9 protein-coding genes are annotated in these 17,438 nt (G+C 71.7%); 3 read left to right on the top strand and 6 right to left on the bottom strand.

Annotated elements, in window-relative coordinates:
• Nucleotides 1–1,138: 1,138 nt before the first annotated feature.
• The 5 genes from POL72_RS09570 to POL72_RS09550 all read right to left on the bottom strand — a co-directional run bounded on the left by POL72_RS09570 (nt 1,139) and on the right by POL72_RS09550 (nt 11,193).
• On the bottom strand, nt 1,139–2,728 hold the full coding sequence (locus tag POL72_RS09570) for an FG-GAP-like repeat-containing protein (RefSeq protein ID WP_272094738.1): 1,590 nt from the start codon (nt 2,726–2,728) through the stop codon (nt 1,139–1,141).
• A complete protein-coding gene (locus POL72_RS09565; RefSeq protein ID WP_272094736.1) occupies nt 2,718–4,775 on the bottom strand; it encodes a S8 family serine peptidase in 2,058 nt (685 codons plus the stop codon). The genes POL72_RS09570 and POL72_RS09565 overlap by 11 nt, the downstream gene beginning before the upstream one ends.
• Nucleotides 4,776–4,907: 132 nt before the next feature.
• The gene (locus tag POL72_RS09560) at nt 4,908–6,440 is read right to left on the bottom strand and encodes a hypothetical protein (protein ID WP_272094735.1); all 1,533 of its coding nucleotides are present in this window, start codon (nt 6,438–6,440) and stop codon (nt 4,908–4,910) included.
• 20 nt (nt 6,441–6,460) lie between these two features.
• Nucleotides 6,461–9,121 carry a TonB-dependent receptor domain-containing protein gene (locus tag POL72_RS09555; protein WP_272094734.1) on the bottom strand — a complete coding sequence of 887 codons (2,661 nt, stop codon included), beginning with the start codon at nt 9,119–9,121 and terminating at the stop codon, nt 6,461–6,463.
• A gap of 236 nt (nt 9,122–9,357) precedes the next feature.
• Nucleotides 9,358–11,193, bottom strand: a complete 1,836-nt coding sequence (locus POL72_RS09550; RefSeq protein ID WP_272094733.1) for a serine/threonine protein kinase — start codon at nt 11,191–11,193, stop codon at nt 9,358–9,360.
• Nucleotides 11,194–12,176: 983 nt separating this feature from the next.
• Between POL72_RS09550 and POL72_RS09545 the strand changes: the two genes are divergently transcribed.
• The 3 genes from POL72_RS09545 to POL72_RS09535 are packed head-to-tail and all read left to right on the top strand — an operon-like array spanning nt 12,177 to nt 16,382.
• Nucleotides 12,177–13,862 (top strand): FHA domain-containing serine/threonine-protein kinase, encoded by a 1,686-nt coding sequence (locus POL72_RS09545; protein ID WP_012238434.1) that lies wholly within the window; start codon nt 12,177–12,179, stop codon nt 13,860–13,862.
• 15 nt (nt 13,863–13,877) lie between these two features.
• On the top strand, nt 13,878–14,522 hold the full coding sequence (locus POL72_RS09540; RefSeq protein WP_272094732.1) for a hypothetical protein: 645 nt from the start codon (nt 13,878–13,880) through the stop codon (nt 14,520–14,522).
• 12 nt (nt 14,523–14,534) lie between these two features.
• Nucleotides 14,535–16,382 carry a BamA/TamA family outer membrane protein gene (locus tag POL72_RS09535; protein WP_272094731.1) on the top strand — a complete coding sequence of 616 codons (1,848 nt, stop codon included), beginning with the start codon at nt 14,535–14,537 and terminating at the stop codon, nt 16,380–16,382.
• Here the strand turns inward: POL72_RS09535 and POL72_RS09530 are convergent.
• A complete protein-coding gene (locus tag POL72_RS09530; protein ID WP_272094729.1) occupies nt 16,339–17,379 on the bottom strand; it encodes an FG-GAP repeat domain-containing protein in 1,041 nt (346 codons plus the stop codon). The two genes, POL72_RS09535 and POL72_RS09530, sit on opposite strands and share 44 nt — an antisense overlap.
• Nucleotides 17,380–17,438: the final 59 nt, after the last annotated feature.

The following is a 17,438-nucleotide window of genomic DNA, read 5'->3' as shown; positions in this document are numbered from 1 at the left end:
GTTCACAGTAGCTCTTCAGGAGCACGGGCGCGCGCTCTTCACAGTAAAGCTCCCATCGCGTCGACAGCGCGAAGCATGCAGTAGGGCAACTGGAACGGCACTTCTTGTAGCCCGCGACTCGCCCTTCGTTGCCCTCCGACATACAGTGAGCTACTTCCGAACGTGTCAAGAATATATCCATCGCTGCTCCGCACATGAGACGCCAGATGTCGACCCCCACGTCTACTGCGTCTTGGCACCTCTCTTCTGCTCCTGTGAGCAACTCGCCCGACTCTAGGGTCTCCTCGTCCAATACGGTTTCTGACTCTGGTGTCGGATCAATGGTGCACGAAGGGACGGAGCAGCAGATGAGAGCCGCGGTGATGGTGTTGAATGTTCGCATGTCGCGCCTATTGCGATCGGCGTGCCGGGCTCATGTGTGCTTCCCTGACGCGTGTCGCACCTCTTCCGAACTAGAAACCAAAGGCTTTGGGGCATGAACAGGTCACGTCGGGAACCGTCCTCTTGGTTCTCACCGCGGCTCCCACCAGCCTCTTTCCACGCCGACCGCCCTTCCTCTTTCTGCTCCTCTGTGTAGGCGACGACGTGCAATGTCCGGGAGGGAGCTGTGGGCCGATCTGGAGCAGTTCCGCGGCCGAGGCGTCGAGAGGTGCGTCGGCGAGCTCGGGTCCGTCGCTGGCGTCGAGGCGTGTGCCGGGTCCGTCGCCGGCGGCCGGAAGTCGGCCCGCTTAGCGCTGGCGTCTGCGCGGCGTGCATGGCGCCCGTGCCGGTAAGGCGGCTGCGGCGTCGAGGTCACCTCGCGGTGAACAACCCCGCCGCCGCGCCGCTGCCCACCGTGGTCGTGGTCGTGGTCGTGGTCGTGGTCGTGGTCGTCGACGACACGAGCGTGGACGTGAACGTTCTGCCGGTCCCTTGGTCGGCGATCGTCGCCGCCTCCGTTGGGTTCCGCGCGTTCCGTTCGGCTCAACATCGCGGAGGGCAGCGGAACGCCGGAGCGAGACGTTCACGTTCACGATCGAGCCGTTGACGACCACGACCACGACCACGACCACGACCACGACCACGTTCACGACCACGACCACGGCCACGACCACGTTGGGGACTGGACTGCTGGGGGCGAGCTTGGGAACCGATCTCGTTACGCCCTCCGCCGCCTCCCCCTCAGCGCCATCGCCCCGACCAGCGCCGCCCCCAGCGCCGCGCCCGCGCCGCGAGCGCCGGACCCGCGCCGCGGCTCGGCGCCCGCGGCCTCGCACCCGCAGCCTCCGCCCAGCTGGAGGATGAGCGGCGCCTGCTGCGCGCCTTCGCACAGGTCCACCGTGAGCGGTCGCGGCGCCCTCCGCGCGCTCCCTTGCTTGAGCGGCGTGTCGAGGTTGCCCGTGTTCTGGTTGTCGTGATGGAGGCTCTCCCAGGCGATGAGCGCGCCTGTCGTCGCCTCGGTGTGCCAGGCGAAGAGCCAGCCGTCGCGCGTGCCCACCGCGATCTCGAGCGTGCCGTCGCCGTCGAGGTCGCCCACGGCGGGCGTCGTGGTGATCGACTGGCCGGTGAACTTCGGGAACCCGCGCGGCTCCCGGCCGCACCCGTCGAAGGCGTGAAGGAAGTAGCCGCTCGATCCGCTCAGCACCTCGGGGTAGCCGTCGCCGTTCAGATCGACGACCGCCTGGCTGCCCGAGATCGCGTAGTCCTCGAGCACGAACGGGGCGCGAGGCAGCATCGCGCCCGACCTGCCGCTCCAGATGGCGAGCAGGTGAGGCCCCGGCTGCGCCGCCCCCTGCGCGCCCGTGAGGGCGAGCGCGGCCGCGTTCGACGCGCCCGCGGCGATGACGTCGGGGGTGCCGTCCTGATCGATGTCGCCGAGCGCAGGCTGCGACAGCAGCGGGATCATCGTCCGGGCGCCGGCGGCGGGCGACAGGGGCCCGAACGTCGGGTCGAGCCCGGCCTGTGAGCCGTCGCTCGCCCGCGGCAGCGCGCCCGCCGGCGTCGCCAGGAGCTCGAGCTGCTCGCCGGGCGAGGCCGGGAGGACGAGCGGCGGCGCGCCGTTGCCCTGGACGACGCCCGCCAGCGCGCCGTCGAACCGCCCGACGACGCCCGAGGCCGTGATCCCCTCCGCGGCGAGCGGGTCGAGCGAGAGCGACGGCACCGTGACGGGCCACCCCGCGAGCACGGGCCCGGAGGGCGCGGTCGTGCCCCGCCCATCGATCACGTAGACCGCCCCGGCCTCGCCGTCCTCGCCGAGCCGCTCGCTCGACGCGACCAGCAGATCCGGCAGCCCGTCGCCGTTGAAGTCGGCCACGGCGGGCGTCGCGAGGAGGCGGCTCCGCGCCGGCTCCTCGGCGAGCGGACCCGCGTAGTGCACCTCGACGGGGAAGCCGCGCAGCGCGCGGCCATCCCTGTCGAACGCGTGGACCGTGCCGTCGAACGCCGCCTGGATCACGTCGAGCCGCCCGTCGCCGTCGAGATCCGCGAGGACCGGCGAGGCGAAGGCCCCGCGCGCGATCCGCGCGGCCGCGGACATGCACGGCGCGCTCGCCGGAGCCCCGGGATCGAGGGGGCAAGAGGGGATCTCGGGGAGGCGTATCGGCCACCCGTACCGGTCGCTGCCGTCCGCGCCGACGACGTAGATCGTGCCCGGCCAGGTGGAGATCGCGATCTCCTGCCTGCCGTCGCCGTCGAGGTCCGCGATGGCGGGCGCGCTCAGGATCGGCTCGCGGCCGAGCTCACCGTTCACCTTGCTGTACGCGGGGGGCGCCGAGGTAATCGGGCGTGGCCGGGGACGGCGGCGGAGCGAGCAGGCCGTCGGTGGCGCGGGTCATGAACGGGAACCCCGGCAGCGGCTGCGGCCCCTTGGGCGTCACCTTCAGCACGTGCAGCGCGCCGCCGGCCGTCGGATAGACGAGCTCGCGGACGCCGTCGCCGTCGATGTCGGCCATCTTCGGGCTGCCCTCGCCGCTGTCGCCGACGCGGACGGGGAAGCCCTGGACCAGCGTCGGATCGCTGTCGACGTGGACCGTGCGCCGCGCCTCGCTCTCCACGTTGCCGGCGGCGTAGTGGGCCCTCGCGCGGACGCGCACCGTGATCGCGCGATCGTCCTCGCCGTGGGGGCTGTCGGGGTCGCGGAGGTGGGACGTGTCGATCGTGCGCACGTCGAGGGAGGCGATCGGGCCCTCGGTGCCGGCGACGACCGTCGGCGCCAGGTTCGCCTCCTTGTGGATCACCTTGAAATCCGCCTCGAGCGGCTGCGCGCCTGCAGCCCACTCGACCCAGTAGTCGTAGGCCATCGCCCGCTTCGCCGAGATGGTGCCCTCGATCGGCACCGGGCCCTGGACCTGATCCTTGTAGACGACCTCGAACCACCGCGGCGACGTGATGTCGACGGCGGGCGGCACGCGCCCCTCGCTGAGCGCCTCCACGGCGCGGTTCGCGTTGACGCGGCCGTGGCCGAACCGCTGCTCGAACCCCGCCTGCGAGAAGCGGTACAGCGACCCGGGCTCCTGCGACTCCGGCACCACGATGTCGTCGGCGGTCGCGATGAGCAAGCTCTGCACCTCCCCCGGGGACAGCGACACGCCGCGGTCGAGGGCGACGGAGTAGAGCAGCCCCGCGACGCCGGCGAGCTCGGCGGTCGCGTCGCTGGCGCAGCCGGGGCTCGACACGGCCAGGACGTTGTTGCCGCCGAAGCTCGAGCACGGGGACGCGTCGACGAACGTGGTCGACGTCGCGACGCTCTGGCCGTCGTAGCGGACGGCGCTCACGGGCAGCGCGTGGTTGCTCGTCGCGGGCACGCCGTGGTGGCGCGAGCCCTCGTTGCCCATCGACGCGACGACGAGCGTCCCCTGGGCGTGGGCGTAGTCGAGCGCCGCCTGGACGAAGCCGGTGTTGTCGACAGCGGTCACAGGGCACTGCACGACGTTGGCCCGGCCGTCGGCCGCGTAGAGGAGCGCCTTCGCGAGGTCCTGCGCGTCGGCGACGTGGCTCTCGCCGACGCGCAGCGGGATGACCCGACACTGCGGGCAGACGCCCGCGCCGCCCAGCTGGTTGTTCGTCTGCGCGGCCGACGTCTTTGCGCCCTCGGTGCCGTGGCCGTCGCGGGCGTCGTCGAACGGATCGTTGTCGTTCTTGAAGAAGTCCCAGCCCGCGATGTCGTCGACGTAGCCGTTCTGATCGTCGTCGATCCCGTCGGAGAAGTGGAGGATGAGGTCGCCGGCGTCGAGCTGGCCGTTCCCGTTCCGATCGCCCTGCGGCCGCCCCTCCGACGCCGCGGGCGTGAGCTCCGGCGTGTCCCTGTAGTCCGCGACGGAGAGGACCCCATCCCCGTTGCAGTCGAAGCCCTCGAGCGCGCCGTCGCCGCCGCACGCCGCGCCGTCCGCGTGCAGCGGCTTGTGGGCCGCGAGCTCGCCCTGGTTGAGCGACACCTTCTCCAGGAGATCCCCCTCTCCCCAGAGGATCCCGGAGTCGGCGACGGCGATCCTGACGCGCGGATCCCCCTGGGTGAAGCGCCAGGCGAGATCGATCGCCATGCCGGCGGCGGACTCCTCTTGCCGGACGTACCCGCTCGAGGCCGGGATGAACGAGTAGAAGCTCCACTGTCCGCTCTGCGTGACCGACGTGCCGTAGTCGGGGTCGTTCGGCCAGTGCTCGGGCTCAGCCATGTCCTCTGCGCTGGCCGACGTGGGCGGCGGCCAGCCGCCGGACGCGTCGGATGGAACGAGCACGCCCGCCGCGGCGCCGCCGAGCGCCCCCAGAAGAGCAAGCGAGGGAAAGCAAGTGCAGCGCATGCCGAGACCCTACCATCGGTCCGCGCGCGCGAGGCAACCGCCGCCTCCAGCAGGAAACCGGCGCTTTCGCCGCGCCCGAGCGCGGATCGCGGCGGCCTCCGCGCCGCTCGGGACCGGACGCCGCCGCCGCGCTCAGCGCGCGCAGGCCGCCGGCGTCGGGTGCTCGGCGCAGTACGCCTCGTCGTCCGGCGGGCCGATGACCAGCGCGACGCGCTGCGACGCGAGGCGCGGCCGCGCGCCGCAGATCTCGCCGTCGCCGGTCTCGGCCTCCGACGGCGCGCACACGCCGGCCTCGTTGGGCACGGTCCAGGCCTGGCCGGTGCCGTAGATGAGGCTGAGCGCGTAGCGCCCCTCGGGCAGGCACCCGAACGCGACCTTGATCTCTCGCCCGAACTGCCGGCTCAGCGCCTCTTCGACCTGGGCCACGTCCCGCTCCGCGATGATGTCGTGGCCTTCCTTGTCGGTCTTGTGGCTGAGCACGAGCACGCCCCCCTGCTGCGGCTCGGTCGGGTGCATGCACAGCGCCGCGGGCCGGACGCCGATGAGCGCGCTGTCTCGCGGCTCGTTCAGCGGCTCCGGGCCGAGCGTGGCCGTGGTCACGAGATCGTCGTAGATCGTGAGCCCCTGGAGGAGCACCGCGGGCGCGGCCTGGCTGATCAGCGGCTCCTCGTCGTCCTGCTTGGCGAACACCGAGATCGGGAAGAGCGCCGGGATCAGGGCCGAGTCGGGGACATGGTCGTCGCTGTCGATCGCCCCGTCGCCGTTCACGTCCTGCCGCGCGTAGGTGAGGGTCGGCGCGGCCTCGCCGCCCACCGGCAGCGAGAGCGGGGGCTTCGCCGCGCGCGCGACCTCGCCGTCCGGCACCCCCGCGGCGAGCCGCAGGCGCAGGAGCGACGCCTCGGTGCCGGCGGGATCGGCCTGGCTGAACGTCTCCAGCTGGAAGTCGGAGGCCATGACCACCTCGCTCGGGCTCTGCGTGACGCCGGACGCCGGCGCGAGCACCTCGGCGACGTGGAAGATCGGCCGCTCCAGCGGGAGCGGGAGCCCGAGGGTGACGGCGATGCCGCTGACGCGCGTGCCCGTCTCGGGGATGGGGGCGGCGATGGTGATCGCGCGGTACCGCGGCGCGGCGCCAGCGAGCACCTCGGTCGCGTTCTCGATCGCGCCGCCCGCCACGTCGCCCCGGGTCGGCAGGTTGGCGATGCCGAAGGTGGGGTCGAAGTTGCCGTCGTGATCGTAAAATCCGCGGATCTGGTAGGTGCCTGCGGCCAGGGGCGAGAGCCTCCAGGTAGCGCTCACGGTGACGGGCGGCGCGTCCGGCTCGGGGCAGTGGAGCGCGCCGTCCTCGGTGCGATCGAGCTCGTCGCCGAGGCCTCCGAAGAGCTCGTCGCCGGGGATCACGTCGATGCTCGCGGCCGAGGTGCCGAGCCCCTCGGGCGGCGGCAGCAGGCGCGCGTCGAAGCCGAGCACGATCGCCGCGCCGACGACGTGGCCGTCCTTCGTGCAGGGCCTGGGTCCGGCGTACGTCACCGTGCCGTCGAGCACCCCGGCGGGGCCGCTCTGGTCCGGCAGCGGGACGAAGACCTCCACGTCGTCGCAGCCCGGGAGGGCCGCGAGGAGTGCGCCGAGCAGGAGGAGACCGGTGCGGGGGCTGGGTCGGAGCATGGCGGTGGCTAGAGCGAGCACTAGAGCGAGTAGCTGAAGAATCCCATGAAGCGCCGGCCGATGCGGTTGCCGAACGGGTGCATCTGCAGCGCGTTGTCGCCGAGCCCGTCGAGCGCGTTGAACACGGTCGCGGAGATCTCGGCGCGGTCCAGGAAGCGGTAGCCGACGCGCGCGTTGAGCAGCGTGTACGCGGGCAGCTCGTACTGCTTCGTGGCGATGACCGTCCCCGTCGGGACCTGCTCGGCCCACACCTGCGAGGACTGGTAGTGGAGCGTGACCTCGCCGTCGACGCCGATCGGCGTGCGGACCTGGACCCCTGCGTTCACCTTGTGCCGGCTGGTGCGGGCGTCCTCGAGCGTGTCGCGCCCGTCAGGGCGCCGGTGCACCGAGCGGTTGAGCGCGTAGTTGGCGAAGATGTCGAGCCCCTCGATGGGGTAGACGCGGCCGCCGAGCTCGCCCCCGAAGACGTGGTAGACGTCGCTCTGGTTCTCGAAGCCGCCGAAGCCCGAGGTGTATCTCCCCGTCTCCGGGTTCAGCCCCCCGGACCCGTGGGCGCGCTGCGAGAGGGTCGTGCGCTGAGGCTCGGCGAGCACGATGAGATCGCTCACGCGGTTGTAGTACGCGGTGATCTCGAACTCGAAGTAATCGCTCTGCTGGTTCAGGTAGCTCGCCTCGGCGGTGATGATCTGCTCGGGGTCGATGGGGCGCTCGGAGCTGTCCGGCGTCCTCGAGGTCGAGAGGAGCTCGAGGCCGGGCAGCGCGAGCTGGATGGGCAGGTCGACGTAGGCCTCGAGCGACGTGGGCGAGCGGAACGCCGTCGAGCCGGAGACGCGGATCGCCTGGCGCTCGGTCGGCTTGAAGATGACGGAGCCGCGCGGCGACGGGATGAGCCGCTCCAGGTAGGGCACGTAGTCGAGCCTCCCGGACGCGACCACCGTGACGCGCTCGCCGAGCTTCATCGAGTCCTGGAGGAACACCGAGCCCTGGTGCTCGAGCGGCATGTCGTCCTCGAGGTAGCTCCACGACGTCGCCTTGAGCCGGTAGCCGAGGCCGATGTGGAAGTCGTGCACGACGGGGCTGGGCGCGCGGAGCGTCTTCACGAACTCGAGCTCTGCGTTCACGACGTGCTGCTGCGGCCGCCCCGCGAACAGGGTGTGCCCGAGGTACGCGGCGTTGAGCAGCGAGTACCCGTCGAGGTTCGAGTAGTACGTCCGCGCGTTGACGTTCTCGCTGCGGTACGCGACCGCGACGTCGGCGTTGGCGACCTCCAGGTTGTAGTCGTTGAACGGGCCGATGCCGTAGATGTCGAGCTCGCTCCGGGAGTAGCCGGCGCCCACCGTGAGCTCGCGCTGCGGCCCGAGCCGCTGCGACGTCCGGAGGTCGATGCGGACGTTCTGCGCGCCGAGATCCTGGCTCTGGCCGCTCGTCTCGAGGTCGATGCGGTCGTCCGCGACCTCGCGCGACCACCGGGGGTAGCGGGTGTAGCCCGCGGAGAGGCGGTACGCGAAATCGCCCTCGCGCGCGGAGGCCCACACCGAGGCGTAGCCCTGCCGGTGATCCCCGTAGCCCGCGCGGAAGCCGCTCTTCCCGACGCCGGGCTCGATCGTGATGATGTTGACGATGCCGGCGAACGCGTCGGCGCCGTAGAGCGCGGAGCCCGGGCCGCGCACGACCTCGATGCGCTCGATCTGATCCACGTCGATCGAGAGCGCCTCCCAGAAGGTCGAGCCGAGCACGTCGTTCTTGACCGTGCGCCCGTTCACGAGGACGAGGATCTTGTTGGCGAGGCGGCTGTTGAAGCCGCGCATCGACACGTTCTCGTCGCCGCCCGTGATTTGCATGACGTCCATGCCGGCGACGCGCCGTAGCAGCTCGGGGATGCGCGTGATCCCGGAGAGCCGGATGTCCTGCCGGGTCACGATGGTCGTCGAGTTCGGCGAGTCGAGCGGGCTCTGGGCGCCGCGCGAGGCGGTGACGACCGTCTCCTGGTAGACGTCCTCGGTCCGGGCCGCGCCGACGATCCCCGCGGCGTCGCCGGGGGCCGCCTTCGATCCTGGCCCTGGCGCCGGCGCTGCCGCCTTCGTCGCGGCCGCCGCGGGCGCGCCCTGTGCGGCCGGCTCCCCGGCGGGGGCCGGCGAGGCGGGCGGCGCGGGGGCCTCGCCGGGGGCGGGCTGCTGCGGCGCCGGCTGCTGCGGCGCGGGCGTCGGCGGCTGCTTCGGCTCGGGGATCGCCGCGGTGCGCTGCGCGGCGAGGCGCTGCTCCAGCTGCTCCACGATCCGCGTCACCTGCTCACGGTCCGGGGGATCGCTGGCGATGTACTCGCGGTAGGCGGCGAGCGCCTGCTCGATGTGGCCGGCCTCGGCGTGCGCGCGCGCGATGTTGAAGGTGACGTTCGGGTGGGGGAGGATCTCGTTGGCCTTCTGGAGCTGCCGGATGCCCTCGTCGAACTGCTTCTGGGCGATGAGATCCATGCCTGCCCGGAAGTGGAGGCGCGCCTCGGTGCGGGCGTCGGCGAGCGCGCCGCGCGCGGCGGTCATCGCGCCGAAGGCGACGGCGCAGGCGAGGAGCTTCCGCTGGAGCGCCGTCGCGCGGCGCGGCCGCGCTGCGCGGGCGTCGTGGGTCGGGTCGAGCGCCGGGACGGCGTCGCGGCGGCGGTGCGAGCAGGAATCGGAAGACGACATGAGTTCGCCCTGTCCTCAGCGGGGCCGGGGAGCGACGGCGATCCCGGCGAGAGCTCGGGAGCGCTGACGGCGCTGCTCCCCACATCACACCGAACACTTCATGACGGGTCGACGCGAGGAGCGTCCGGTGAGCTCCTCGCGCGAACGTGAAGCCACTGCGGCCATGGTAAGGGGTCGCAGCCGCGAGAGCGCCGCGACTCTACCAGAAGAGCGGCCGGGGCGCGTCCGCGCCCTCGTCAGTAGGGGTTGCTCTTGTACGGCTCGGGCTTCTGGATGTTCGCCCTGGGCTTGCTCAGGGCCGCCGGCGCCGCGATCGCGGCCGGGTCGAGCTTCGCGCGCACCTTCTCCTCGGCGCCGGAGACGCGCACCGTGGCGGGCTTGTAGCCCGGCTTCTCGAACACGAGCTCGTGCTCCAGCGCGAGCGCGGCCGCGGCCCCTCGCCAGACGATCTCGCACGGCGTCTCGGCGCAGAGCTCCTTGTTGCCTTCCCTGACGGCCGCGCCGGGCGGCGTGCTCTCGATCTGCAGCCCCCGCGCCGCCGGCGCTGCCGGAGCCGGCGCTGCGGGTGGAGGCGGGCTCACCGCGCCCTGCTCGCGCGCCGCCGCGCCCGTCTGGGCGGCCGGCGCGCGCGCCAGCAGGACGGCGGTGACGCCGACGCCGACACCGAGGGTCGCGGCGAGCGCCCAGGGGATGACCTTTCGACCTGGGCCCGCGCCGGTCTGGGTGGAGGAGAGCCCCTCCGCGGGCGGCGCTGGGCGCGATCCCATCGCGTCGGTGATCGACGGGGGGACGAAGACGGGCGCCGCCGGCTGCTTGAGGGCGCTGTCCGTGGCGAGGGGGCCTGTATAGGTGGCGGGCGAGCTCGTGGGGGGCGACGAGTTCGGCGTGGAGAGGCCCGGAAAATCGCTCGTCGTCGAGAGAGGAGGGGCCGATGGGTACGGCGTGGCCGGCGGATGCGGAGGCGCCGATGGGTACGGCGTGGCCGGCGGACGCGAGAGCGTCGACGGGTACGAAGCGGCCGACGGATACGAAGGCGCCGACGGGTACGGCGTGGCCGACGGACGCGAGGGCGCCGACGGATACGAGGGCAACGACGCGCGGTAGCCCGTCGTGCTGGACGGCATGGGCGGGTTCTCGCCCGTGTCTCGCGTGGAGATGCCGCCCGCGGCGAACTTGAGCGCGGTGACGAGCTCGTTCATCGAGGAGAAGCGATGCGCCGGGTCCTTCTCCAGGCAGCGATAGACGATCCCCTCCATCGTCTGCGAGATGGAGAGCTGCGGGTTGTGGGCCTGCATCGGCGGGAGCTGGTCGTGGACGTGCGACATGAGCGTCCCGACGCTCGCGCCCTTGTCGAAGGGCACCTGGCCCGACAGCATCTCGTACATCATCACGCCGAGCGCGTAGATATCGGTGCGCGCCGAGACGTCGTCGCCGGTGATCTGCTCGGGCGCCATGTACTTGGGCGAGCCCATGAACAGGCCCTGTTGGGTCAGGTCCTCGCCGCTCTGGGTGTCCTTGACGAGCCCGAAATCGAGCACCTTCACGTGGTCGTGCTCGTCCTCGTGATCGACGAGCAGCACGTTGCCCGGCTTGAGATCGCGGTGCACGACGCCGAGCCCGTGCGCCTCGCGGAGCGACCGGCAGATCTGGCGCGCGATGTGGGCCGCGCGCGCCTCGGAGAACGGCCCTTCCTCGCGGAGCACGCGGTGCAGGGTCTTCCCCTCGATGTACTCCATCGCGATGTAGTAGATATCGTCGTCGCTCTGGCCGTAGTCGAACACGGTGACCGTGTTCGGGTGCGTGAGCTTCGCCGCGATCGACGCTTCGAGGAAGAAGCGCCTGTGGAACTCGGGATCGTGGTCGCCCTCGTACTTGGGGCTCAGCACCTTGAGCGCGCAGATGCGGCCGAGCGGCGCCTGCTCGGCCCTGTACACCTTCCCCATGCCGCCGCGGGCGATGACGCTGACGATCTTGAAGCGGCCGTTGATGACACGCCCCAGCAGCGGGTCTGTCGCGGCAGCCCTCGAGACCTTCGAGCTGCCGGTTACCTCTCGCTGTCCGCTATCAGGCATGTCGCGCCTCTCCTCGGGCAGCGGGAGGAGGTGAAGATTGGACACACAGCAGCCGCCTCGGGAGCAGTGTGACTGAGGCGACTCTGAGGTGTCAATCTGCAGTGCCACGATACAAGCAGGAAATGCACGGCGAATGGTGCGCTGCCGTCCGTACGGTCAGTGATGCGTGGCGGGCCGCACGAGGCTGAACGTCGGTGACCTTGGCGGGTCGCTGTGGCGCGAAGAACGTAGACGGATCGCGCGCAGCAGCGGGACGTCTGCACGGCCTGCGCATCGCCTCGGTCTGCGCGGTTCGCGGGCGGATCGCTCCGTCGTGGAGCGCTGCGCGGCGCGAGGTCGGAAGGGGGTCGATCTGCGGCGGACGCGACCACGGACAGGGAGCCGCGTTCAGCGCGAGGCCGCCCATCCACCGGCGGTTCGCGTCGTCGGCGAAGAGAGAGGGCGAGCGACGTGCCTGCGATCGCGAAGCGCATGAGCGGAGCCAGGGAGCCGTCGGCGCGCACGCGTTGCGCACGCGAGCACCGTCGTCGCTGAAGGCGACGGCGACCGGCGCGAGCAAGGCGACGGCGATCGGCGCGAGCGCGTCGCGCCCGCTGTGTCGTCCCGGACGAACATCGGTCCGCTGGGCCGTTCTCAGGCCATCGCGGAGAGGCCGACCTTCTCGCCCGTCCGGTGGATGGACGTGGCTTCAACGGCTCGCTGGCCCGGCGTACAGCGCGCGCTCGCCGGCGTGCGCGGGGCGGTCGCGCCGGACTGGCCGAGGCGCGTAAACAAATCAGCCGTCATCGTCAAGGGATCCCGGCGGCCGGGACATTCGGAAGGGCGATCTTGGCCCAAATCAGCGGGGAAGCGGCCACCTCCGCGCGGTGTCCGGCCTCTCCCTCCGAACGACCGTTGCGCTCTACGTTCAGATGGACGACGCTGTGCGCCGCAGCCGGTGTCGGGCACGCTCCGGTTCGCGCTCCTTTTATCCACCGCGGGCCGTGACCAAGACACCCCCTCCTCCCATCACTGCCGGAACGGTCATCAATGACCGTTACGACATCCGTCAGAGCCTCGGTAAGGGCGGCATGGGCGAGGTCTTCCTAGCCTTCGATCGCTCGACGCAGCAGACCGTGGCCCTCAAGGTGGTCCGCGAAGAGTCGCGCATGCCAGGCGACGACGAGGCGCTCCGCCAGGAGCTCCTCCTCGCGCGCTCGGTGGGCCATCCGAACGTCTGTCGCGTGCACGACCTCGCGCCGAGCCCGTGGGGCCCCATCCTCGTGATGGAGCAGATCCCCGGGCAGACGCTCCACACGCACATCCGCAAGCGCAAGGCCCAGGGCGGCTACTCGGCGGACGAGTTCCGCAAGATCGCGAGCGAGGTCTGCAACGGGCTCGCGGCCATCCACGCGCAGGGCCTCGTCCACGGCGACCTGAAGCCCGGCAACGTGATGGTCTCCGAGGGCCGCGCGGTGATCCTCGACTTCGGCTTCGCCCAGGAGCGCGCGCGCGCCTCGGCGCGCCGTCCAGGCGCCCCGCCCGACGGCGGCACGCCGAACTACATGTCTCCCGAGCGGCTGCGCAATGGCGGCGCGAGCCCCGAGGACGACGTGTACGCCATGGCCTTGACCCTCTGGGAGATGTGGACCTGCCGCGTCCCGGAGCCCGGCTACAAGCCGCGGGTCAAGACGATGAAGCAGCAGATCATGTTCGACGTCCCGGCGGGCCTGTCGATCGACGAGGTGCGGCAGATCTTCCGCGGCCTCAACGAGGACCCGTCGATGCGGCCGCAGGCGCGGCACATGCGCTTCTTCAACCCGTCGCAGCTCACGACGAGCCCGATCCAGCTGCCGCGCGAGCGCCTCGATCCGGGCCCGCCGCCGGGCGGCGCGCTCAAGCTGAACTTCACCCCCGGGGCGCAGTCGCTGCTCGTGACGTACGCGACGAACGCGCCCGAGATCGTGGGCTCTCTGCTGCCGCTGCACGACACGAAGCTCGCGCTCGGCCGCCGCAGCGATCAGAGCCTGTGCGTGCCCGAGGCGACCGTCTCGGGGGCGCACGCGATCCTGAAGTGGCAGACGGGCTCGTGGTTCATCGAGGACCAGGGCAGCACGAACGGCAGCTACGCGGACTTCAACTACGAGCGCAAGTCGCAGGTCTCGCTGCTGCACGGCGGCGAGGTGCAGGTCGGCGAGTGCCGGATGAAGCTCGTGACGTTCGGCCCGGACTCGCCGCAGCACCGGCGCGCGAAGCAGTACCTCGCGAAGCGCGACGGCCTCACGGGTCTGCTCGTGCGCGAGCACCTGATGAAGGCGATCGACGAGGACGGCCTGTTCGCCGACTGGGCCGAGGTGCCGATGCAGGTCGCGCGGTACGAGCTGCGCGGGCCGAACCGCCAGGTCAGCGAGCGCCCGACCATCCTGGAGATGCTCGCCCTGCGGAAGGCGGCGCAGCGGGTGATCGATCTGACCGAGATGCTCCTGCTCAGCCTCACGCCGGCCGTCGCGGGCCGGACGGGGCCGCTCAAGTTCGTGGTCTCGATCGTGGGGCCGAGCATCGACGAGGCCCGTCACGTGGTCGAGCAGGTGGTCGCGCAGGTTCAGGGGATGCTCCCCGAGACGCTGGAGCTCGGCGCGACGCTGGTGAAGGGCGAGCCCGGGCGCCCTGCGCGGACGCTCATCGATTGAGCCTGAGCGTGTCCGATGAACAGCAGGCCTCCGTTCCCTTCCACCTCCAGTCCGCCGTCTCAACCCTCGCCGTACCGCTACCTCGGTCGCGGCGGCAGCGAGCGCCCCGTGCGGCTCCAGATCATCATCGCGCTCGTCGCGGGCCTCATCGTGGTGGCGGTGCCGCTCTACCTGTGGCGGCGCCCGAAGCCCGAGTCGATCCCCTCCGCGGACGCCGCGACGGCTGACGCCGGCGCCTACGCCTGGGACGCCGGCGCGCTCTCCGACGCGGGCGCCGCGCTGGCGGAGGGCGTCACGCTCTCGCCGTTCACCACGATCAAGTGCGAGAACCCCGGCCCGGGGACCACCCCGCCCGAGCGCTGCGATCACGTCACCTTCTTCGAGGACGGCCTGTCGCGCGCGATCCGCGACAACGTCCAGTGCGCCCCTTCCGACAAGACGGGCGTCACGGTGAGCTTCGTCCTCGAGATGGACTTCCGGCGGAAGCGGACCAACCTCTACGTGGGCAAGTCGACGACGGTGAGCCGCGCGAAGACGAAGGAGCTGCTCCGCTGCGTGAAGCGGGCCATGCCGACGCCCGACTGGGGGACGATCCCGCACCAGTACGTGAAGTACAAGATCAACGTCATGGCGACGTACCCTGCCAACGAGTCCTTCTGAGGCGAGCGGCTCGTGCGTAGCGCATCGATCGTGCTGGTGCGCTTCGCGATCCCGGCCCTCGGGGCGCTCCTCTCGATCGAGGCGCAGGCCCAGCAGGGCGGGACGGCGGCGCCCGCCGCGAAGCAGGGCGGGACGGCGGCGCTCGCCGCGCCGGCTCGGCGCGAGGGCTATTCGAGCTACGAGAGCGCCACCATCGAGCGCGTCCTGTCGCGCCTCCGGGCGCCCCTCGATCCTGCCCCCGAAGGGAAGATCGTCGAGGGGATCGACGTGGTCCCGCTCGAGGTGATCGAGGACCGCGATCCTGCGCCGGCCTTCCTGAACTGGTTCCACGCGCTCTCGCGGCCGTACGTCATCCGGCGCGAGGTGCTGCTCGCGGTCGGGCTTCCTTACGAGCAGGCGCTCGCCGACGAGTCGGCGCGCAACCTGCGCGAGCTGAGCCAGCTGTCGCTCGTCCTCGTCTTCGCCGTGCGGGGCGGCGCTCCGGATCGGGTGCGGGTCGCCGTCGTCACCAAGGACGTCTGGAGCCTGCGCCTCAACTCGGACTACCGCATCGCCGGCGGGCAGCTCGAGTACCTGTTCCTGCAGCCCAGCGAGCAGAACCTGCTCGGGATCCACCACGCCGTGGCGGCGCAGCTCGCGCTCGATCCCGGCGCGCTCTCGCTCGGCGCCACCTACGCGATGCCGCGCATCGGGGGCAGCCACGTGCGGCTGCGGACCCAGGCGAACGCGATCATCGACCGGGAGACCGGCGACTTCGAGGGCACGAGCGGCGAGTTCATCTACGGGCAGCCGCTCTACGCGACGCAGGCGGAGTGGGCCTGGGGAGCCGAGATCTCCTGGCGCGACGAGGTGACCCGCCGCTTCGTCGGCACGAAGCTCGCCACCTTCGACGCGGCGGCCACGCCGGGGGACGATCGCGTCCCGTACCGCTACCGGAGCGACCTCCTGGTGGGCAGCTACGCCGTCACGCGCAGCTTCGGCGGCGGCGCGGCGAGGTCCTCGACCGTGAAGCACGACGTCTCGGTGGGCATCGAGGCGAGCCGCAAGGTCTATCGCTTCGACGCGCCGGAGGGCCTCGCCCCGGCCGCGATCGCCGAGTTCGAGAGGCGCGTGATGCCGGTGAGCGACACCCGCGTCGCGCCGACGTTTAAGTACGCGACGTACTCGACCCGCTTCTTGCGCGTCCTCGACTTCAACACGCTCGCGCTGCAGGAGGACTACCGGCTGGGGCACGAGCTCGCGATCCTGATCTATCCGGTCACGACAGCGCTCAACTCCAGCCGGAACTTCCTCGGGATCTCCGCCGCCGCGGCGTACACCGTCGCGCTCGGCGACGGCCTCGCGCGCGCCGTGGTCGAGAGCGTCACCGAGCTCGACGGCTCGCAGATCTTCGACGCCTCCATCGAGGCGCGCGCGCGGGTTCATACGCCGAGCTTCGGCGTCGGGCGGCTCGTGTTCGACGTGCGCCTGCTCGACCGATACAGGAACTACCTGAACAGGAGGTCGGTGCTCGGTGGCGACACGCGGCTCCGCGGGTACCCGACGGCGGCGTTCATCGGCGAGGACGTGCTCTCCGCGAACCTGGAGCTCCGCACGCGGCCCGTCGAGGTCTGGTCGTGCCAGGTCGCGGGCGCGGCCTTCTTCGACGCGGGCGACGCCTTCGACGGCTTCGATGATCTGCGCCTCAAGCAGTCGGCTGGCTTCGGGGTGCGGGCCCTCTTCCCGCAGCTCAACCGCGTCGTCATGCGCGCCGACTGGGGGGTGCCGCTGACGCGCGGCTACAAGGAGCCTGACGCGCTCCCCGGCGACATCCTCGTCACCTTCGAGCAGGCGTTTCCGATGCTCCCTGCGGACGAGTAGGGGCGCCGCCTTCGCCGGGTGGCGCCCCCCTGGCCGGTGGACCGCTCGCGGCCGCCGCCATGGCGCCCGCAACGCGCGCGCGGTGCGCGGAGAACGCGCCCCGGAGCGCTGGCGGCACCGGCTCTCGGTCGAGCGCCGCGAGCGCCTCGGCCGCCGGCCTGCCGGCGAGCACCGCGTGCCAGGCCCGCTCGAGCGCTCCCCGCAGGCGCGCGGCGTCGTCCTTTGGCGGCTCCTGCCGCTTGCCCTGGCCGGCCGTCTCCGCGCCGGGGCCTTCGACGCGCGCTGCATGGAACGCCCGCGCGACGCTGCCGCGGTGCGTGTAGCGATCTCCCTCGAACCCCGCGACGTCGAGGAGATCCGGCGCGATGGGATCCCCCTCGTCCAGCGGGATCCGGCCGGCGAGCTCCAGGGTGCCGTCTCGATCGACGTCGAGCGCGAACCGCGGCGGCGCCGCGAGCTCGACGGCGTACCGGGCCGCGCCGAGCGGCTGCACGGCCCAGATCTCCAGCTCGCCATTCTCATTTCGGAGCACGACGTCCGGAGCGCCGTCTCGGTTGAGATCGGTCCCGGAGCGGAACACCCCGAGCTGCTCCGTCGCCTCCGGCTCGGAGCCCGGGAGCAGCGACGGTATCAGCTGGGTCGCCTGGCTATGGTCCACGCGCCTGGCGTCGAGGGGCCCCGCGGCGAGGACCACGCCGCGCGGCGTCGCCACGCGGACCGCCGAGGTGCGGCGCCCGAGCGCGTCGGTCCCGCTGTAGCCGCGCACGACCACCGCGCCGCCGCGCCGTAGCGCGCCTCGGAGCTCGACCTCGAGCGTCAGCCCGAGCTCGGCGGCCTCCACGTCGATGGCGTGCAGCCGAGCGTCGAGGTCCGGAGGCGCGATGAACGCGCCGAGCGTCGGTCTGCCCGCTGCACCCCAGGGAGAGACCTGATGATCGCTGGCGCAGGAGCTGGCGCAACTGACGCAGACGCCGCAGACGAGGAGCAGAACGCCCATCGTCGGCGAGAGCTTTTCTGTTACGGTTCCCGTCCGCATGCGCCTGCTAGTAGCCGATA

The organism is Sorangium aterium (assembly GCF_028368935.1).
Classification (GTDB): domain Bacteria; phylum Myxococcota_A; class Polyangia; order Polyangiales; family Polyangiaceae; genus Sorangium; species Sorangium atrum.
The sequence above is the reverse complement of the archived record's forward strand: the minus strand, read 5'-3'. Positions and strand labels throughout refer to the sequence as shown.